The sequence below is a fragment of the Calditerrivibrio sp. genome (assembly GCF_049968475.1).
Classification (GTDB): domain Bacteria; phylum Chrysiogenota; class Deferribacteres; order Deferribacterales; family Calditerrivibrionaceae; genus Calditerrivibrio; species Calditerrivibrio nitroreducens_A.
The window spans coordinates 269,979-291,014 of sequence record NZ_JBMFQS010000001.1; the positions used below are offsets into that span (position 1 = coordinate 269,979).

The 21,036-nt window shown below is 34.7% G+C and carries 20 protein-coding genes; 11 read left to right on the forward strand and 9 right to left on the reverse strand.

The genetic code is table 11. The annotated features are described in order from the left end of the window. Positions 1-195 precede the first annotated feature (195 nt). Complete coding sequence (locus ACP5Q2_RS01410) at positions 196-3,396, forward strand: SpoIIE family protein phosphatase (RefSeq protein ID WP_428096434.1); 3,201 nt, start codon at positions 196-198, stop codon at positions 3,394-3,396. Positions 3,397-3,399: 3 nt separating this feature from the next. Here ACP5Q2_RS01410 and ACP5Q2_RS01415 read toward each other — a convergent pair whose 3' ends face one another. Further along, positions 3,400-5,802: an HD domain-containing phosphohydrolase gene (locus tag ACP5Q2_RS01415; protein WP_428096437.1), complete on the reverse strand. Its 2,403-nt coding sequence runs from the start codon at positions 5,800-5,802 to the stop codon at positions 3,400-3,402. Positions 5,803-5,940: 138 nt separating this feature from the next. Here ACP5Q2_RS01415 and ACP5Q2_RS01420 point away from each other — a divergent pair, with 138 nt between their 5' ends. Then, a complete protein-coding gene (locus ACP5Q2_RS01420) occupies positions 5,941-7,656 on the forward strand; it encodes a methyl-accepting chemotaxis protein (protein ID WP_428096440.1) in 1,716 nt (571 codons plus the stop codon). Between the two features lie 34 nt (positions 7,657-7,690). On the opposite strand, the gene cysK is transcribed toward ACP5Q2_RS01420, so the two are convergent. From cysK to ACP5Q2_RS01450, 6 genes are all read right to left on the reverse strand, one after another. After that, a complete protein-coding gene (gene cysK, locus ACP5Q2_RS01425) occupies positions 7,691-8,638 on the reverse strand; it encodes a PLP-dependent cysteine synthase family protein (RefSeq protein WP_428096442.1) in 948 nt (315 codons plus the stop codon). 10 nt (positions 8,639-8,648) lie between these two features. Next, positions 8,649-9,929 carry an O-acetylhomoserine aminocarboxypropyltransferase/cysteine synthase family protein gene (locus ACP5Q2_RS01430; protein ID WP_428096445.1) on the reverse strand — a complete coding sequence of 427 codons (1,281 nt, stop codon included), beginning with the start codon at positions 9,927-9,929 and terminating at the stop codon, positions 8,649-8,651. 16 nt (positions 9,930-9,945) lie between these two features. Continuing rightward, entirely contained in the window at positions 9,946-10,356 is a 411-nt protein-coding gene (locus tag ACP5Q2_RS01435; RefSeq protein ID WP_428096448.1) for an RrF2 family transcriptional regulator, read from the reverse strand. Positions 10,357-10,437: 81 nt separating this feature from the next. After that, positions 10,438-11,151, reverse strand: coding sequence for an energy-coupling factor ABC transporter ATP-binding protein (locus tag ACP5Q2_RS01440; protein WP_428096452.1), 714 nt, complete (start codon positions 11,149-11,151; stop codon positions 10,438-10,440). Then, the gene (locus ACP5Q2_RS01445) at positions 11,152-11,910 is read right to left on the reverse strand and encodes an energy-coupling factor transporter transmembrane component T family protein (RefSeq protein WP_428096454.1); all 759 of its coding nucleotides are present in this window, start codon (positions 11,908-11,910) and stop codon (positions 11,152-11,154) included. Further along, positions 11,907-12,851, reverse strand: coding sequence for an energy-coupling factor ABC transporter permease (locus tag ACP5Q2_RS01450; RefSeq protein ID WP_428096457.1), 945 nt, complete (start codon positions 12,849-12,851; stop codon positions 11,907-11,909). Before ACP5Q2_RS01450 ends, ACP5Q2_RS01445 begins: the two co-directional genes overlap by 4 nt. Before the next feature lie 153 nt (positions 12,852-13,004). Between ACP5Q2_RS01450 and ACP5Q2_RS01455 the strand changes: the two genes are divergently transcribed. The 9 genes from ACP5Q2_RS01455 (at position 13,005) to ACP5Q2_RS01495 (ending at position 19,813) form a co-directional block, all read left to right on the forward strand. Then, positions 13,005-13,331, forward strand: coding sequence for a cytochrome c (locus ACP5Q2_RS01455; protein WP_428096460.1), 327 nt, complete (start codon positions 13,005-13,007; stop codon positions 13,329-13,331). A gap of 378 nt (positions 13,332-13,709) precedes the next feature. Next, entirely contained in the window at positions 13,710-14,039 is a 330-nt protein-coding gene (locus tag ACP5Q2_RS01460) for a hypothetical protein (protein ID WP_424604785.1), read from the forward strand. Between the two features lie 55 nt (positions 14,040-14,094). Beyond that, on the forward strand, positions 14,095-14,733 hold the full coding sequence (locus ACP5Q2_RS01465) for a hypothetical protein (RefSeq protein WP_424604786.1): 639 nt from the start codon (positions 14,095-14,097) through the stop codon (positions 14,731-14,733). Position 14,734: 1 nt separating this feature from the next. Beyond that, positions 14,735-15,490, forward strand: a complete 756-nt coding sequence (flgF, locus tag ACP5Q2_RS01470; protein WP_424604787.1) for a flagellar basal-body rod protein FlgF — start codon at positions 14,735-14,737, stop codon at positions 15,488-15,490. 10 nt (positions 15,491-15,500) lie between these two features. After that, on the forward strand, positions 15,501-16,289 hold the full coding sequence (gene flgG / locus ACP5Q2_RS01475) for a flagellar basal-body rod protein FlgG (RefSeq protein WP_424604788.1): 789 nt from the start codon (positions 15,501-15,503) through the stop codon (positions 16,287-16,289). A 6-nt stretch (positions 16,290-16,295) separates the two neighbouring features. After that, on the forward strand, positions 16,296-17,138 hold the full coding sequence (locus tag ACP5Q2_RS01480) for a flagella basal body P-ring formation protein FlgA (protein WP_428096464.1): 843 nt from the start codon (positions 16,296-16,298) through the stop codon (positions 17,136-17,138). Between the two features lie 24 nt (positions 17,139-17,162). After that, positions 17,163-17,546 (forward strand): acyl-CoA thioesterase, encoded by a 384-nt coding sequence (locus ACP5Q2_RS01485; protein ID WP_428096467.1) that lies wholly within the window; start codon positions 17,163-17,165, stop codon positions 17,544-17,546. 42 nt (positions 17,547-17,588) lie between these two features. After that, positions 17,589-18,284, forward strand: coding sequence for a response regulator transcription factor (locus tag ACP5Q2_RS01490; RefSeq protein WP_428096469.1), 696 nt, complete (start codon positions 17,589-17,591; stop codon positions 18,282-18,284). Then, positions 18,281-19,813: a c-type heme family protein gene (locus tag ACP5Q2_RS01495; protein ID WP_428096472.1), complete on the forward strand. Its 1,533-nt coding sequence runs from the start codon at positions 18,281-18,283 to the stop codon at positions 19,811-19,813. Before ACP5Q2_RS01490 ends, ACP5Q2_RS01495 begins: the two co-directional genes overlap by 4 nt. 15 nt (positions 19,814-19,828) lie before the next feature. On the opposite strand, the gene nusG is transcribed toward ACP5Q2_RS01495, so the two are convergent. Beyond that, on the reverse strand, positions 19,829-20,323 hold the full coding sequence (gene nusG, locus ACP5Q2_RS01500; protein ID WP_428096475.1) for a transcription termination/antitermination protein NusG: 495 nt from the start codon (positions 20,321-20,323) through the stop codon (positions 19,829-19,831). A gap of 20 nt (positions 20,324-20,343) precedes the next feature. Further along, entirely contained in the window at positions 20,344-20,973 is a 630-nt protein-coding gene (locus ACP5Q2_RS01505; protein ID WP_428096477.1) for a LolA family protein, read from the reverse strand. Between the last annotated feature and the right edge of the window lie 63 nt (positions 20,974-21,036).

The window sequence follows — 21,036 nt, forward strand, 5'->3', positions numbered from 1 at the left end:
TTATGAGATCTAAAGGTTTATGGGTCTGGATGACATTCTTCTGTTGCGGTTTGGTGTTTATAAATTATCCATTTATAAAAATTTTTGACAAAAAGATATTCATATTCAAGATCCCTTTAATATATTTTTACTTCTTTCTCGGTTGGGTAGGGTCAATAATAGTTGTCTATATTTTTAGAAGAATTTTTTTAAGAAATGAAGATTGATACTATTTTAATTGTTAGTCTCATTTATATATTTTTACTTTTTATCGTGGCAATGCTTTCTGGATATTTTAGCAGTAAGCGTAGAAATATCATATATAATCCCTATGTATATTCCTTAACACTTGGTGTATACTGTACAGCCTGGACATATTATGGGTCTGTTGGGAGGGCTAGTACGAATGGAATCGAATTTCTTGCAATATATATTGCCCCCACACTTATGGTATTTTCATGGTGGTTTTTATTGAGGAAAATTGTAACTATAACTGAGAGACACAATATTAATAATATTGCGGACTTTGCCAGCTTCAGGTTCGGTAGATCCAAAAGGATTGGATTGATTGTTGCTGCGGTCTGTTTATTCGGCATTACGCCTTATATTTCACTTCAGTTGAAATCGATTAATGAATCGATAGCCATATTGTCAGATGGCCATCTTAACTCTATGCTACCTTTTTATCTGGATACATCTTTTTATGTTTCACTTTTTATAGGTGTACTGGCATCTATTTTTGGTGTTAGACATCTGGAAGAGGGGAGGAAGCATCCCGGACTTGTGGGAGTTATTGCTTTTGAATCGATTGTAAAGCTTGTTATTTTATTGGTTGCTGGTTTTTATATTGTGAAACTATCCGGTGGTTTTGAAAATATCTTCAATTTCTTGCAACAGAATAGCCATAGGGAAGATCTGGCAAAGCTTATGATCCTTGATAGCAATGATAATAGCTATGGAAAATGGTTTGCTATGGCTATTATGAGTATGTTTGCCGTGATTTTCCTCCCAAGACAATTTCAAATGGCGGTGGTGGAAAACGACTCTCCGAAGTATATAAAAGAAGCGATGTATCTCTTTCCTCTTTATCTACTACTTATAAATATCTTTGTTATTCCTATTGCTTTAGCGGGAAAGATGATGCTTAATGGAAATTACAATTCTGACTACACGATTTTATATCTTCTAAAAATGAACAACGAAAATCTTATGATGATTCTCGTATATCTTGGGGGGTTTGCTGCTGCCACCGGGATGATAATTGTATCTTCGGTAAACCTGGCAAATATGCTGGTAAATAACATTTTAGTGCAGATATTTATCAAAAAACTTATGATTATTCAGTTTGGCAGGTACATAACATTTATCAAGAGGGTAAGTGTAGTTTTGATTATACTACTTGCATATTTTTTCTTTCATTTTGTTGGTGAATCTTTTCAACTGGTGGATCTGGGGCTTGTGTCGTTTGCTGCCATCTCCCAAATTGCACCCAGTTTGATTTTAGGACTTTTCATCAGAAGGATAAATCGCTGTGGTGTGTTTTTTGGAATTTTAGCGGGGATGATAGTATGGTTCTGGACTTTGTTGATACCTTATACTGTAAAATCTGGTTTGCTACCCCAATCGATTCTTACTGAGGGGCCGTTTGGCATATCTTTGCTTAAACCTACCGAGCTTTTTGGACTTTCCGGATTAAATCAATGGAGTCATACCCTCTTCTGGAGTATGTTTTTCAATATACTGTTTATGGTTGTTTTATCTATGCATCGGGAACAGGATGAGGAGGAGAAAGAGACTGCTGCATTGTGTGTGGAAAGCTTAAAATTTCATTTCCTTTTAGGTAAAGATGAGGTTTCAAGAAGATTAAGTATCCTGGAAGTGACAAACATTCTGACAAACTTTTTTGGTGCTGATTACGCAAATAGATTTATCAATGGTTATTTAAAGTCCATAAAAAAAGATAAACGGGAATTGAATAATGAAGATATAGAAAACTTAGTAAAAGATGTAAAAAAACAGCTTTCTCTTGCGGTAGGACCCAGTGCTGCAGAGATTATAATAAATTCTTACCTAGAAATGTCTGGTAGAAGTGGTAGAAATGTGCTGAATATATTTAAAGACCTTGTAAGTCTTGGGGTGGGGGAATCAAGGGATACTCTGATTCATAGAATTACAGAGCTTAACATATTGCTTGAAATATCAAGGCAGTTTACCTCCACCACGGATCTTGTGGGAAAGCTTCAGTATACGTTGAATGTTTTAAAAAACAACCTCAAATTCGATTTAGTTGTTATCAGAAAAAAAACAGAAGATGGTCTTGAAACAATCACTTACGCTGGTGATATAAACTCTTTTAAAATGATATCACACATTAGAAAGATAGATCCGGAAAAAACTTACATTGGCAAAACTGTAATTTATTCAAGAGCTTACTATATAGATGATATTGATAAGGTAGAGCAATTTGAAAATATCTTAGAGCTAAAAAATAGAGGTATTAAATCGTTCTGCCATATCCCCCTTGTTATTGACAACAATCTTGAGGGGGTTCTTTCAATGTTTTCTAAAACTTACAAGAATATATTCAGCGAAGAATTTGTGAATATTCTGGAAAGTATTGCCAATCAGCTTGCTTTTCTGATAAATAATCATAATAAAACAGAAGAGCTGATAAAAATAAAAGAGGTCTCAAAAGAGCTCGAGATTGCAAAACTTATCCAATCATCCCTCGTTTCCGTGGATACCGTAAATTTAGAAGGTCTTGAAGTGGTATCATCCTATTCCCCTTCAGAATATGTTGGGGGGGATTATTATGATATAGTGAAGGTGGACAATGATAATGTGGATATTGTTATTGCTGATGTTTCTGGCCATAGTATATCTTCGGCACTTATTATGTCCCAGATCAGGAGTATTATACATACCACTTTACAGATTGATAAGAGTATTACGCCTGGTTTTATGGTAAATCTTATATCAAAGCAGATATTTGAACAGATCAATAAGTATAATTTTATAATTACTATGCTTTATATGAGGCTAAATTTGAAAAGTGGTTCGCTAACTGCCACAAATGCTGGACATTATCCACCTGTAATCATCAGGAATGGTGAGATTATTGAGCTTAAGGTGGGAGAAATTTTGTTGGGTGTAATAGAAAATTATAATTACGAAGAGGAAAATTTTCAAGTACTGGATAACGATCTTTTAGTTTTATATACTGATGGAGTGATAGAAGCAGAAAATGAAAATAATGAATTCTTTGGTAAAGAGAGATTTTTTAAAGTGTTAAAAGATCATGCTTATATGGAGCCGGAAAAGATTAAAAATGCTGTAATGACCTCAGTGGCAAACTTTACTAAAAATTATATCCAGACAGATGATATAAGTTTACTTATAATTAAAAAGCAGCTTTGATGATTATAGCATATTTGCAATATCAGGAAATTCTACAAAAAATGACGTGCCAAACTGTTCATTGGATATAAAGGAAACTTTTCCACCCAAGTATCTTTCCGTTAGCAACTTGATACAATATGTCCCAAGGCCGTTTCCATTTTTTTTTGTGGTGAAAATAGTTTTAAAAATCTTTTTCTGTATCTCCTCAGGGATGTATTCGGGATTATGAACTGAGATCCTATAATTTTTACCATCACCACAGAATTTTATTTTTATCTTTCTGGGTTCATCTCCGGCTTCAATTGCATTTTTTACCAGATTGATAATGATCCTATTTAAAATAATTTTATCTGCAAAGATTTCGTCAATCTCTTTTACAAATTGAAAGCTTACATCTTTCGCTGTGGAAAAAATATTTTTTAAATTCTTTTCTATAAAACTTACAGGGAATTTTTCGAAGTGGGTGTGTAAATTATTTTGTTCCACTAGTGAAATAAATCTTTGGGTTTCAACCTCTTGATAGATTAAACTTATGTTGTTACTTAAAATTTCCAGCAGATCTGTATCCAGTGCTATACTATTACTTTTGTAAGCTTCCAGTATGGAGTATGTGTTGCCCACTATATTTATTACGTCACTGTAAAAATTATTGTTTATAATATACTTATCCACTTTGTCAATATCTTTTAAAATGAACAATACGAAATCCCCTTTGTCTGTTTGTAATGGAATGGTTGAGATGTTAAATTGTTTTATTTGGAGATTCTGTTGTTCTATAGTACATTGCGTTAGAGCATGCATCCCTAATAGAGATTGCTTTATGGAATTATTTGCAAAGCAGTTTTTACAGAATTCGGTTGTGCCACATTGATCTTCTGTGCCATTTATACAATCAAAAAGTTCACCTACTTTCCTGTTTATTATCTGCTGTAAAGGTTTGTTGAAATAAGTTAATACCTTAGAATTTGCAAAAACAATTCTTCTTTCTTTATTTAATATTAAAATCAAATCATCAATGCTATTTATAATCTCTTCAAAATGGATTATGTTTAAGACATCCCCGATTTTACTTTTCATATTGTCATATGTTAAATAGCTGTCATTTGCGTCAGTTTTAAGATTATTACTGCTTATAAACAGTATGTTTTTAAACTCATGATATTTTTGGGATGTTACCAATTGACTGAGTTTTCTCACATTTTCTATTTCTTCTATGTTTTTTATCACTATGTTGACGACTTCTCCATCTATTTTGCCAGATCTTGCCATACTCAGAAGTGTTTCTATTATTTTACTTTTATCCAGTCCTTTTCTGTATGGTCTATCTTCAGAAATAGCTGTGTATATATCCGCTATAGTCATTATTCGGCTGCCTAAGTCAAGTCTATCCGCTGTTAGGTGGAAAGGGTACCCGGAGCCATCTAAATATTCATGGTGAAAAGCTGCCCATTCTTTTATATTTTCAAATATATCCATTGAATTGAGGGCGTAAAAGGTGTAATAGGTGTGTTTCTTTATTTCTATTCTTTCATCTACGGAAAGTTGCCCATTTTTGTTTATGATGTATGGATTTATGGCAAGCTTACCCATATCATGTAGATAGCCAGCAATTTTAAGGTTTGTTACCATGTAATCAGGAAGTTTAAACAATTCTCCGATTTTTGAAGCCACTGATGCCACACCTGCCGAATGGGTGGCGGTAAATGAACATCTGAAATCGATGATATGACTGAGAAAATTTGTAAAAGCAAGGATATCGTTTTTATCCATTACAAGTGTTTCAAAGTTTAGATATTTTTTTAGTAATTTATCTTTGTCAGGAGCTTCGATATCCAACCAGAAAAATTCTTTATCATAAAGAGACATAAATGCATCCACATGATCTGGTTTAAAGTACTTACCAGTTTGTGAGGATATCATTTCTTTTATATTATTTCTTTGGTAGTAGGCAGGTACACCTCTCTTTAAAAGGATATCTATTCTATCTGCCAGATGGATTATGAGGGCTTCATCTTCTGTGTCTGGGAATTTATTATATTGAAGATGATGTTTGCTTATGATATTGGAAAGATGTTTGAAATTATCAACTTTATCGATTAAAAATGCTCCAACGTTACTGTGGTTTAATTTGGTGTTTTCGGAGATTTCAAATTTTGACAACTCGTTAAATTCTGACTCAAGCATCACCCCAATATCATGAATAAGGGCAGCGATTACTGTATTTGAGATTCTTTCACTGTTTAGACCATAGCTGGAGGCTATTGCTGCGGATATGTATGCCACCCTGTGGTGGTGATTTGATAATTCTGGATTTACCAAATCTATTATCTTTGAAATATTGTATGCAAGATCAAACGAAGATATTACATAACTACCATGAAGATCATCAAATACTTGAGTTTTAGTACTCTTCAAAAATTCCATACTAAAATTATACATGTTTTACATAAAAAGTAAATAGAAATAGACTTAAACTTTTTTTGGAATTATCCGATAAAAATCTTGAAAAATTATTATACTTTTTGTAAAATCAATAACAGAGAGGTAAAATAGGAGGAAATAATGAAGCTAAGTACGAAGATCAATGGTATAATTGCTATTGTATTACTTGTGTTTTTTGGTATCGTTTTTTTTGTAAGCGCCAAGTTATCAAAAGATACTGCAATTATTGCTGCTGTTAACAATTCTAAGGCAATTGTTGTGGTGGCTGAGGGTGTCAGGGAGTTTATGGCTAAAAAGCTTGAGGCCAATATTTACAATATGGAGGAAGCCAAAAAAGATGTTAATAAGTTTTTATTGATAGTTCCGGTGGTGAGCTCCATGAAGATAATTCAGGCAAAAGCTGATGAGATGGGGGTAAAATTTAAAGCTCCAAAAATTCAGCCCCGCAATCCTATAAATACTCCAGATGAGCTGGAGCAGAGGGTTTTGGAGATGCTTACCAAAAAGGATACTGGCAGTGGCCCTACTCCAGAGCACTATGAAATAGATAAAAAATCTGGATTTATTAGATATTTTAAAGCAGTGAGATTGACAAAAGAATGTGAATGGTGTCACGGTGATCCAAAGCTTTCCAGGGAGTATTGGGGGAATGATCAGGGGCTTGATCCTACTGGTGTGAAGATGGAGGGGTGGAAAGCCGGTGAGATTCATGGTGCATTTGAGATATTTACACCTCTTGCACCCATTATGGCTACTATAAATAAAAATCTTTTAAGAGACTTTATATTTCTTGTCATCATAATAATACTTATCACATATTTCATATACTATTTTAATAAAAGATTTGTTATTAAGCCTCTTCAGGAAGTTTCATCTGCAATAAATAGAGTGGCAGCGGGGGACTTTACTATCCAACTTGATATAAAATCAAATGATGAAATAGGTTCTGTTGTAAGAGATCTCAATAAAATGGTGAGGGATATTAAAGACTCTCTTGATATTGTATCAAGCTCCGTTGATCAGCTTGCCACTACAGCAGCAGAGCTTTCTTCAAATGCTGAAATGATTGCTGCGGGTGCAATCGAGCAGGCGGAGCAGGCATCCACCACTGCTTCTGCTGTGGAAGAGGTGAATGCTACAGTTGTGGAGGTGGCCCAAAATGCGGCAAATGTGGCTGCCAGTGCAAATAAAGCGAAAGAGCAGGTTTTGAAGGGGCATTCTATAGTATCTGAAACAAAAGAGATGATGGAAAAGATTGCTGAAACAGTATCTCATTCTGCAAATACAGTAAGAGCTCTGGGAGAATCGAGTGAGCAGATAGGCCAGATTATTCAGGTCATCGATGATATAGCCGATCAGACAAATCTGTTGGCCCTCAATGCTGCAATAGAGGCAGCCAGAGCGGGTGAACATGGTAGGGGATTTGCCGTGGTGGCAGATGAAGTGAGAAAACTTGCAGAAAAAACTGTGAAAGCCACAAAAGAGATTGCCGAAATGATTCAAAATATTCAAGCTGATACAGGTGGAGCTGTGGCAAGTATGCATGAAGGTGTTGAACAGGTTGAAGATGGTAAGAGAAAAGCCGAAGAAGCAACAGTTGCTCTGGATGAAATTAAAGAGAGTGTTGAGACAGTATCCTATGAAGTATCTCAAATCGCAAGGGCTACCGATGAGCAAACAAAAGCTACAGAATTAATGGCACAGAGTGTAGAAAACATATCTAAAGTGGCTTCAGAAAACTCTATTGCTTCAAAAGAATCTGCTCAGGCAGTGGAGCAGCTCTCAAGGCTTGCATCCGATTTACAGTCGATGATTAATAGATTTAAGCTTAGATAAATAAAAAGGCGGGGAAACCCGCCTTTTTTATTGTTTATTGAAATAACTGAGTGCTTAAATACCTTTCACCAGTATCACATACGATAAAAACTATATTTTTACCTTTTGCTTCATCCCTTGAAGCTATTTTTAATGCAGCCGCTAAATTTGCACCTGAGGATATTCCGGCCATTATCCCCTCTTCCAGAAATAATCGTCTGGCAGTTTCTATTGCTTCTTCATCTTCTATCTGTAAAACTTCATCAACTACCGATATTTCTAAATTTTTAGGTATAAAACCGGCACCTATCCCCTGAATTTTGTGAGGTGTTGGGGTAAATTGTTCATTTTTTAAGTATTTTGTTATTGCTGGGGATTTTGAGGGCTCCACGGCTATAGATAACACTTTATTGAAACTAACTCTTTTTAAAAATCTTGAAGTTCCAGTGATCGTACCACCAGTACCTACTCCGGCTACAAAATAATCCACTTCACCTTTTAAATCCCTGAAGATTTCGGGGCCAGTGGTGGCTTCATGTATCTTAGGATTTGCAGGATTATCAAATTGCCCCGGCATGAAAAACTTTTCTGGTTGTTCATTTATCAGTTCATTTGCTTTATCTATAGCCCCTTTCATCCCTTTATCAGCAGGGGTAAGTATAAGCTCTGCTCCGAACTGCTTCATCAAAGCCCTTCTTTCAATACTCATCGATTCAGGCATGGTAATCTTAATTTTAAACCCGAAGGAAGCAGCCATCATTGAAAGGGCTATACCTGTATTTCCACTGGTGGGTTCAACAATCTCCATACCATCTCTTAGAAGACCTTTTTTAATGGCATCTAAAATCATGGCATAAGCAATTCTGTCTTTTACCGAAAAGGCTGGATTTCTGCTTTCAAGCTTTGCAAATAGTTTACCCTTTAAACCCTTATCTATTCTTGAAAGCCTCACAAGGGGGGTATTCCCAATGGTTTTAAAATAGCTTTCGTAGTAGTTGTTCATATAAACCTCATTAATTTAATGCATTATCTAGATCTTCAATAATGTCTTCTATATTTTCGATCCCAACAGACAATCTAATAAAATCATCGGTTACACCGGATTTTATTCTGTCTTCAGGGGAAAGTTGCTGATGAGTGGTACTTGCCGGATGTATCACGAGCGATCTGGCATCCCCTATATTTGCCAAATGAGAAATCATTTTTAATGAATTGATAAATCTTTTTCCTGCATCATAACCACCTTTTACCCCAAAACCAATTATCGCTCCATAGTTACCTTTTAGATATTTTTTGGCATTTTCGTGATCCGGGTGTGAAGGAAGTCCAGGATAGTTAACCCATCCCACCTTGGGATGTTTTTCCAAAAATTCCGCCACCTTCTGGGCATTATCACAATGCTTCTTCATTCTGAGAGGGAGGGTTTCAAGCCCTTCTATTATCATAAATGCATTAAATGGGCTGATGCATGCCCCCATATCTCTTAAGAGCTGTAGCCTTATTTTTAGTGTAAAGATACACCCTTTGGCAACAGCTTTATCATGCCAGCCAAAAGCATCCCAGTATACTAGACCATGATATGAGTTATCAGGCTCTGTCATTTCATTAAATTTACCATTATTCCATGGAAAGTCACCTTTTTCCACTATTGCACCACCAAGACTTGTACCGTTGCCGCTGGCAAATTTTGTCAGAGAGTAAACCACTATATCTGCACCATATTCAAATGGGTTTAGTATATATGGTGATACTGTATTGTCAACGATTAGGGGGATTCCATGTTTGTGGGCGATATCTGCTATTGCTTTATAATCATTTACGTTATTTTTAGGGTTGCCAATGGATTCGATGTAGATGGCTTTTGTATTTTCATCTATTGCATTTGTAAAATTTTCAGGTTTTGATGAATCCACAAACCTTACCTCTCTGCATAGCTTTTTCATGGTGTATTTAAAAAGGTTGTATGTTCCACCATAAAGGAAGGAAGTGCTTACTATATTGTCACCTGGAGATGTAATGTTGAGTATTGAGTATGTAATTGCCGCCTGACCGGAAGATACAGCTATAGCTGAGGTACCCCCATGAAGGGCGGCAAGCCTTTTTTCCAAAACGTCCTGGGTAGGATTCATCAATCTTGTGTAGATATTGCCAAATTCTTTGAGGGCAAATAGGTTGGCTGCATGATCAGTGGATTTAAAGATGTAGGATGATGTCTGATAGATTGGTACTGCTCTGGCACCGGTTCCATCCGGTTCATATCCGTAATGGAGTAGAATTGATTCTGGGTTTTTCATAAAATTGCCTCCTTTTTTATATTATGAAGTCTAAAAAATATTGAGACTCCTGTTTGCTTATATCTTCGAGAGTTATCGATTTAAGTAAGTTTAGATGCTTAATGTTTATGGATTCGAGAAATTGTTTAAAGTGGCACCCCTCGGGGAGATATTTTCCGCAGTCAAATAGTGATAAATTGCCCTCTGTGGCGGAAAGGATATCGTAAAGTGTAATCTCTTGTGGTGGTTTTGAAAGGATAAAACCGCCAGAGGGACCTTTTTTAGATTTTAAAATGCCGTGGTGTTTTAATTTATTTAGAATTATTTCTAAAAATCGTTTTGGTATAGAGGAGCTATTAGAAATTTCAGCAGGATTAACAGGTTTATTTTTATAGCTTATATAAACAAGAGCATAAATGGCATATATCGATTGGGCTGTGGTCTGCATATAATCTCCTTATTTATTTATAGATCAGATGGAACAATTTGTCAAGTATTAAATCATAAAAAATATGATTTTTATGATTTTTCAGAATATTAAATTTGCTTCTCTTAATATCGATTCATCCCTAAATAATTGATCGGTATCACCATAATACATTAACTCACCATTTTTGATTAAAATTGATCTGTTGCATATTCTTTGGGCTAAATCTAAGTTGTGGGTTGCTATTATTTTGGTATGTTGGAAATTGGATAATATCTGGATAATCTCGTAGCTACTTTTAGGGTCAAGCTCTGATGTTGGTTCATCGAGTACAAGTATTTCGGGGGATGATGCCAAAACAGATGCAATACATATTTTCCTCTTTTCCCCACCTGAAAGCTTAAACGGATGTTTATTTAAAAGGTGGGATATTTTTAATTCCTCGGCGATAGATTTTAAAATATTTTTTATATTCGCATCGGATAAGCCCAATTCGGATAAACCAAAAACGATATTCTCCTCTACCGTTGGCATAAAAAGCTGATTATCTGTATTCTGAAATACCATACCCACCTTGGATCTTATGTGAGTCAACGTTTTTTTAGAAATAAATATCCCGCCTATATCGATTTCTCCCTCCATCGGTAGAATTGTACCATTTAAGTGTTTTAAAAGTGTTGTTTTTCCGGATCCATTTTCCCCTAAAACAGCTACAGAATCACCATGATTCACTCTAAAAGTGATATTTTTTAAAACCTTTGTACCATCTGGATAGGTATAGCTGAGATCTGTGACCTGTATATAGTGGTGACTCACTTATAATACCCTTATGAACGTAATATATGTCATAGAAATAGTGAGAAAAGCAAGGTCTTTTAAATTGAAATTAAGCTGTTTTTTAACTCTCAAATTTAGACCACCTTTAGCAAGTATCGCCTCATAAATCGATTCTGATCTGTATATGGCTCTTTGAAACATACTGGAAATGATATTTTTCATATATTTATAATTAAGCTTATTGTAGCTTTTTTTTCTGCTATTTATGGCTTCAGTTGTTTGAATTATGTCAGAAAGGAATAAAAAAAGAAATCGATACATTATCGTCATTGACAGTGCTATCTCATGGGGTAGTTTTAAGATTTTTAATGAATTTAGAATATCCGAAAATTTTGTTGATGAAATCATTGAGGATGTTATTATTACAATATTTAAAAATTTTATATATATATTCAAAGCGGATATAATTCCTGCATTTATTGCATATCCTGATAAATTGTAGATATTTTTATCAAATAGAGGGTTTAAGATGGCTATAAATAATATGAAAAAAGATGAGTAGAGAATTATTTTTGAAAGGTAACGAAAGGTAATGGGTGATATGAAAAAGATATATACGCAATAGGTAGTGAGAAATAACGATTTAACAATATCGTATTTGTTTATAGATACATTTATAGCTGAAAAAAAAATGAAAACTAAAATCTTGAAAAAGGGGGATACCTCGGTCAGCAATCCCCCTTTTGATGGCATTTCTTCAATATCTATAAGAAATTGTAACGTTTTTTGTGTGTTCATCTATTCGTTTTTCTATTTGTTAGTATCCCAAGTATCGCAGCAAAAATTATCGTAATAATTGAACCGATGATACCTGATATAGATGTACCTAATTTTGATTGGTTATTGTGAAAGTTATAATCTGGTAGAAAAGATATTTTTTCCTGAATCTTACCTAAAAAGTGGTGTACGGTGGCGATTAAGCTTGTGGGTTCTTTTTCTTCACCGATTATTTTAAATACGCTCCACTCAAGACCATCAGGTTGTTCTGATGCAAAAAGAGAAAATATTGATGCTATGATGATTGTTAGGATAAAAATTGATAAAAAAGGTTTTAATTTAGCACCACTATAATTCTCTGAAGAGTATATTTTATGGATAATATTGTATGATCCAACCGTAATTAAACCTTCTACTATCGATATTAATAAATGGATGAAAATCATAAGATAAAGCAATTTGGAAAATGGCAACTCAGCTATACCTGAAACAGCTGTTTGCAATGCCACGGATGTTGCACCTATGAGTAAAGATGAAGCAGCGCCGAGCCAGATGGCAAAATTTGTCAAGCTATTTTTAAATAATGAATTAATTAGAGGATAAACTATAAATGATGGTACAAATCCCATATTAAAAATATTACAACCCAATGCCAATATTCCACCATCTGCAAAAAATAAGGCCTGAACTATCAGTACAGAGGCCATCGAAAGAAAAGCAAGATATGGGCCAAGAATGATTGCCAGCAAAAATCCTCCAGCAAAATGGCCACTGGAGCCCGTACCCGGTATAGAAAAATTTACCATTTGAAGTGCAAATACAAATGCTGCCATTACACCCATAAGAGGGATTGTTTTCTCTTTTTCCTCTTTTCTCAGCTTTTTGACAGAATAGGCCATTGTACCTATAGAAATTGTCCAAAATGTGACACCTGTAGGTACAGATATTAAAGCATCACTCATATGCATAAAACACCTCTAATCTAAATCAATACTATCAAAATAACTTCTATTGTCAAGAAAACAAATGCAAAGAAAGCGAATAAAAAATGTTGATTTGAATTAGAAAATGTATTAAGTAGTGATAGCTTTTATTACGTCGAAAATGGAGGGAGTATGAAAAAGCTTGTTTATTTTGTATCAATTCTAATGCTTGTTGTTTTTGTAACATCACTTTTTGCGGCCAATACGAGGGATGGAAGAAGAAAATTCAGGAAAAATTGCTATCAGATGTGTCACAAAAAAGATGGTATTATCCCTTCCAGCTATACGGCTGCTAAATGGGATTCTTATTTTACAAATAATATGGAAAAACTTAAAAAAGTTCATAAAAATAATGAGCTTGAAAAATCAAAACTGTCTGTGGAAGAACTTAATAATATCCATCAATACCTGATAGAGCACTCCCTCGATAGTAAAGCACCGGAAACATGTGAGGGTTAAAAAAATCAGTTTTTTTTGATTCTCCATCAGATTGTAGATTGAAGGGGTATCTCATAAAAGATACCCCACTATTGGTTGATTTTGTGATTTAAAAATATTTTAAGGTTGAATGATGCATAGATTTTAGAAAGATTATTTATCCCTTTTACATTTTATCAAAAGATGACAAACTTATTGTTATGACTACTACAGAAGAAATCATAAAACTTGAGAAGATGCTCTCCAATAAGATTTAAATACAATATTTATTGAAAGAAAAAGTTAGATAGTAATATAATCATTATTTGACAAAAAAATTTGTTGCTGTATAATAACGGTATGAAAAGGATCTTCTTGGTTTTTTGGATTTTATATTTTTTTTATGGTTGTTCTGTCTATATGGCTTCTAAAAGTGAAGGGATGAAGCCTCTGGAGTTTCAAAAGAATCTCGCCAAATGCAACAATCGCACATGTGTTTTGTTGATGGGGCCTAAAGTGATTAGCAGCACAAAACATTCTGATGGTACAATGACGGAGGAATACAGATTTGCCATTGATACCGGTGCCACCTCCAGGGCAGTTATGCATGGACTTCTTGATGTAGCCACCATTGGCATATGGGAGATTGCCGGAACACCTATAGAAAGCTCCAAACAGAAGAACGGCTATCTATTTATAAAAATTACCTATGATAAAGATGAAAATATAATTCGTACCGATATACGGTAAAATTTATCCTTAATTTTGGCATACTCATTGCTTATCTACAGACAGGAGGTAAGCAATGAGGTATATGTTACTTTTACTTACATTTTTTATGCTCAATTGTTCCATTACGGGTAAGCCGGTGGATAATGCAAAAACTATATCAAAAAATAGTATAAATGTATTAAATCCTTCCTATGGTTATATCCTTACCGCAGCTCTTGTGGAGATGAATTCAAATTTTTCATCGCTAATATTCGATAAAACTGATGCAAAATATAAAAATTATGTCTATGCTGACTACGGTAATCATCTAATATACGATAATTTTAAGTATTACGTTATGCCTGAAAAGATAACAAGATTGGGGGAGATATCTTACGATGAAAATATTAAGAAGATAATAGAGAGGGTCATTATAGTAAATAAATTTGGCGTAATTGTGGATAAACCTGAAAAAGCAGATTTTATAGTTCTTACAAAACTTAGCGAATCTTATGAAAAACGCTATGGTGAAAATAGCTCAGAAATTGAAATATCTATATTGGCAAAGGATAATAGACCAATTATGTGGACAAAGGTGACTGCTGTTTCCAGCTCAGATGAAAATTTCTTCTATTTCCCCTCTAAAACTGCAAAGCCGGTTAAGTATCTTACAGTCAAAGGTTTGGGATACCTTCTGGAAAACTCATTTTCAAAGATCTTTATGGAGGGATGATATGTTAAATGGATTGTATGTGGCAGCTTCTGGAATGATGATGCAGGAAAGAGTGGTGAGTAATATTGCCAATAACCTTGCCAATGTGAATACAAATGGATACAAAAAAGATGGGTTTACTTTTCAAAATTATATCGCAAAACCTAAGGAGTTTCCGGAGGATATTATAAGAAACTCCCTTTACAACCAGACGATAAATAGAACGGTGAAGCTCGACAGAAACTATCTTGATCTTTCTGAAGGGGCTATTCATCAGACTGGGAATAAATTTGATCTGGCAATAGGGGGTGAAAATGGTTTTTTCGTGGTTGATACACCATGGGGTATAAGATTTACAAGGGATGGTGCATTTAGTATAAATAGTAATAATGAGCTTGTTAATAGCAATGGTTATAGAGTACTATCCAGAAATAATCAGCCGATAGTGATAAACGGGGATGATGTTGTATTTTTACCAACTGGTGAGGTTATGGTAAATGGGGTACAGGTGGATCAGATAAACATAGCTACTTTTGAAGATAACACGAGGCTTCAGAAGGTGGGAAGAAACCTTTTTGCTGCAGTAGATATTCTACCTGTGGAGATGGAAAATCCGAATATCATGCAGGGTTATATAGAAGGTAGCAACGTTAATGCCGTGCAGGAGATGGTAAAGATGATAGAAGCCAATAGAGGTTTTGAAACCTATCAAAAGGTGATCCAAACAATAGACCAATTAAATGAAAAAGCTTCCAACGAACTTGGAAGAATAGCATAGGGGGTAGTTTATGTTTAGAGCGATGTGGACAGCTGCAAGCGGGATGACCGCACAACAGATGAATATCGATAATATTTCAAACAATCTTGCAAATGTTAATAACATAGGTTTTAAAAAGTCGAGGATCCATTTTGAGGATCTACTTTATCAGGAGATGAGACCTGCGGGTGGTCCCACCGCCGCCGGGATCAACCATCCAACAGGTATTCAGATAGGTCTTGGTACCAAGGTTGTGGCAACAGAAAAGATATTTGGACAGGGGAATTTTCAACAAACCGGTAATCAATTAGATATTGCGATCGAAGGGGATGGTTTTTTTCAGGTGACAATGCCGGATGGCACGATAGGTTATACGAGAAATGGATCATTTAAATTGGATTCAAATGGTAATATTGTGACGGCGGAAGGGTATCTTTTGGAGCCAGCAATAGCAGTGCCTGAGAATGCCACTTCTATTATCATAGGTCAGGATGGTACTGTATCTGTTACAATCCCTGGGGATACTAACCCAACGGAATTAGGTGCTATAGAGCTTGCAAGATTTATAAATCCATCTGGATTAAAAAATATTGGAAGAAATCTTTATCAGCCCACTGCGGCAAGTGGTGAGCCTGTCACAGGTGCCCCGGGTACCGATGCATTTGGAACTGTGGCGCAGGGGGTTTTAGAGATGAGTAATGTAAATGTGGCTGAAGAGATGGTGAATATGATAACAGGTCAAAGAGCGTATGAGCTTAATTCAAAGGCGATACAGACGAGTGATGAGATGCTGCAGGTGGTAAACAATCTGAAAAGGTAACTTAGTATGATAAAAATTATATCGATACTTTTTCTCCTCGTCTGTGGTGTTGCATATGGGCAGATATATTATGAGATTGATAAGGAGTGTTTTAATTTAAGAGATATAAACGTATCATATCCGGATAAGAATATACTTTGTAATTTAAACTTTGGGGATGAAAGAAAGATCTCAACTCAGGTTATAAAAAATTACATAAACAAAGAAGAGTGGGGGAAGTTTTCCACATCATCATTTATAGTCGTAAAAAGGAAAGGGGTTTTGGTGGGGGAAGATGATCTAAAAGATCTCTTTCTATCTTACCTGGGAAAAAAATTCCCTAATTTAACTTTTGAGATCGTAAAGGTAAGTACCGGAACCAGTATAACAGCATCCGCCCTTGGGGATATTCGTATTAGTTTTCCGGATAAACCTTTTGGTACGGTATATGTGGATCTATCTAACGGTATTAAAAGCTATAAAGTATATGCCTATATAAAAGTTTTCTCTAAGGGATATATTTCTGAATCTAAGATAGACAAAGGGGAGAAGGTTAACGGAAAGGTCAAAGAGGCTCAGGTGGAAATAACGAATTTGAAGGATGAACTATTTTTAAATGATTTTGATGCCATAGCAACTCAGCCCATCCCTAAAAATAGGGTGATAACATTAAAAATGTTAAGACATATGCCGGAAAAATTGAAAGGGGAAAAGGTAAAAGTGATTTACAATAATGGAACGATTGTTCTCGAATTTGAAGCTGTTTTGATGGATGATGCATATAAAGGTGGGAGGGTTTCTGTAAAAAATCTATCTTCTGATAAGGTATTGACAGGGATATATAGGGAGGGTATAGTTTATCTGGAATAATTCTATGGTATTTCAGGTGGTGCTGTGAGGAACTATGTAAATGTAAGAACGGAGCATTTGAACCATCATGGTTATCTATTCGGTGGTATCCTTTTGAAATGGGTGGATGAGTTTGCATGGATGACTGCATCCCTTGATTTTCCCCATTGCACGATGGTTACGGTGGCGATGGATGATATTGAATTTAAACGTAGGGTCAAAAATGGTGCTATACTTCGATTTGATATAAAACCATTTAAGATAGGGAATAGCTCAGCAACGTATAAAGTGGAAGTGTTTGCTGATGAACCGGGGGCTGATTGTGAGATTGAGGTTTTTGCCACAAAAATAACGTTTGTGAGAATCGATGAAGATGGCAAAGCTATACCACTTCCTAAAAAGCCTAAGTTGAGAAGCGAAATAGAGTAAATTTTTCTTGAAATATCGTCTTTTATTATCTATTATTATATTATGGCTTGTAAATTTCTGATAATTGATGACGACTATGAAATACTTGATATGCTGAAGATTCTGCTGGAAGTGGAAGGTTATGAGGTGGATACCGCTTCCAATGGATTTACCGGGCTTGAAAAATTAAATAAAAATTCTTATGATCTAATATTACTGGATCTAAACCTTCCGGATATAGCCGGTGAACAGGTGTGTAAGGTCATCAGAAAAAATAGTGAACTTCCTATACTGATACTTTCCGCTAAAGAGAGCGTTACCAATAAAGTTTTGTGTCTTGAGTATGGTGCGGATGACTATATCACCAAACCTTTCCAGAATATAGAGCTTATTGCCAGGATTAAAGCTATATTGAGGCGTTGTGCATGCAATCTTGGTACTGATGAAGAGAATACCAACATCCTGTGTTATAAAAATTTTATCATAGATATAGAAAATATGATCGTCAAAAGGGATGATGAGGTAATTAATTTTACACCAAAAGAGTTTGAAATATTCCTTTATCTGGTGAAAAATAAAGGGAAAATTGTATCAAGAGACAAAATGATCAAAGAGTTATGGGGGAAAGATAATCTATATAAATGGTCAAGAAGTATAGATGTTCATATTCAACATATAAGGCAGAAGATCGAGAAAAGCAGTAAGGGGCATCTATACCTTAAAACTGTTTCTGGAGTGGGATACAAGCTGGAAGAATGACGCTGATAAAGAAGTTTGTCATATACCTTTCGATTGTAACAATTCTTATCATCTCACCACTGATAATGATAATATGGCATTACCAGAAGGAACTACTGTTAAATCAGGCGAAGATTCAGGCGGAAACACTTTTTAAAATGATCGTAATAACAAGACAATGGGTGGCTGAAAATAGGGGAAGGGTTGAGCCTGTACCTGCCGTTGCCACCAAAGAGATTTCAGAATATGCCAAGAAGATGGCTAATTTTAAATTCCACATTACGAGTGATATTCTGGTAAACCCTGAAAATGCTCCGGATGAATTTGAAAAGAAAGCTTTAAAATATTTTAAGGAAGGGGAAAAAGAATTCTCTGAGATTATCGAATATCCAAATGCTGGTACGGTCTTCAGGTATATGGCTCCGCTTCATATTAATGAGTCTTGTATGAGCTGCCATTACTATCAGGGGTATAAGATAGGGGATATTAGGGGTGGGATTTCTGTATTTATACCTATAAATTCGTTGAAAGATACAATTTTGCTTAATAACAAAATGTTTTATATGTTTGGATTTATAACGTTTACCAGTATCATATTAACTGTGACCATACTAGTGAATAACCTTGTTTTGAGACATATAAAGACCCTTGCGGATGCCTCAAACGAAGTGATTAAAAACAATTACAATGTGAAGACAGAAATAAAAACTGGTGATGAGATAGAATCTCTATCTATGGCATTTGATAAGATGGTGAATACAATTGCAAGAAATGAGGATCTGTTGAAGGCGAAATTAAAAGAGGCCATCAGCAACTATGTGGCCACTTATGAAGAGTTAAAAAATAAAAACGAAAAGCTTCTCTCACTGAATAAAATGAAAACAGATATTATAGATACAATGGCCCACGACTTTAGAACGCCGATGACGAAGATCCTATCCTATTCAGAAATGCTAAAGGATCCAAAATTTATGTCTGACCCTTTGGTGATTGAAAGAGCTATATCTGTAATCTATAATAATATCAATATAATGAAAAATTCTCTGGATCAAATTCTTATTTTATCAAAGCTTGAGTATTCGGATATAGCTCTGGAATTTGAAGAGATATCTTTAAGAGATTTTGTAATATATATAGTAAGTTTATTTGATAAAGAGATTGATGATAAAAGGCTTAATTTGACGATCGATATCGATGATAATTTGACAGTAAAAGCTGACAGGAATATACTTAATAGTCTTATAAAAAATTTAATTTCTAATGCAATAAAATATAGTAAAATAGATGGTGAAATTATCATCTCTGCCAGAAGTAACACTGAAGAGGTAATATTCGAAGTATACGACTCAGGTATTGGAATAAAATCTGATGAGCTGGATAAAATATTCAATAGATTTTTTAGGGGTAGTAACGTTAAAAACAGTTTTCAGGGGACAGGGCTGGGGATGTCGATAATCTATCAAGCCACCAGAAGACTTGGGTGGGATATTCGGGTGGAAAGTGAAGAAGGGGTATATACGAAAGTCACACTCTTTATCCCAATCGATTAGTATAGTGGGAAATATTTAATTATGCAGTTTTTCTATCATATCTTTATCTACTGTAATACGGGGTTGCAATGCTAATGTTTTAAGAAGTATCGAAACTCTGCCTTTAGAATCAAGTTCCTCCTGAAAAATACCTACGAAATCTTTAAAAGGTCCATCTTTGATCAGTATGGTGTCCCCTTTCTTAAACTCTTCACTTTTGGTATCTATAAAACCATCCACCATCCTCAATTTTATTGTATCTATTATTTCGATGGGAACTATAGTAGGATTACTGCCCCCCACCAATCTCCTTATCCCCTGGGTGTAACTTATTATTCTTAGATGTACGTTTAAATCAGCCTTTACAAATAGATAACATGGAAATAAAGGATCAATGACTTCCTTCTTTTTGTTTCTGACTGTTTTAGTTTTTTTTATTTTCGGATTCAGCACTTCAAGTCCAGCTTCCGTCAACAATTGTTCTAAGTAGTCTTCTTTCTTGACTTTTGTATAAATAAGATACCAATTCAAAAAACTCTCCAGGTAATTGCTTAATAATTAAATATCTGTGCGTCAGCCGGGTGTTTTACTTTAAAAACGTCTAAATTTATATCTTTATTTATCTCAACATTATTAAATTCTATTTCAGAAATGTTTCCATTTATATCTTCGCTGTGGATACCTTTTATGTTATTCTTGCTATCCACAATCAACATTATATATTTCAATCCTATATCCTGCTTCGGTTTTAGCTGTATCTGGCTTTTCCCATTTACGACGATATCAAAATTACTTTCGATCTCTTTAAAATTAAATAAAACAGTAAGTATGATATTTGCCTCACGGGAAGAGTTTTTATTTTGTACAATTACCTGGTTTGTGGAGCTATCATAGTATTCCATCCCTTTTTTATCAAAGAGGTAATATTGTTTATAGGGATAATTGTAATCCCAGAGAGCCTTTTCACCGGCTATCAGGTATAATTTTCCTTTGTATGTTTCCTCATTGAAGTTTTTGATTTTGGTGGTTTGGATAAAATCTGCTGTGATTCTGCGAATATTTTTAAGACGTTCCACAACGGGCTTATTGACGGTTGTTGACTTGGTTATGTTTTTTTTTGCTCCAAAGGATATATTAAAAATAAATAAGAGTATCATAATAATTAAAAGAAACTTTTTCAATTCTTACCTCCAAAATAGGTTGATTTTTTTATAAAACAATATAGTATAAAAGTAAAGGTGAAA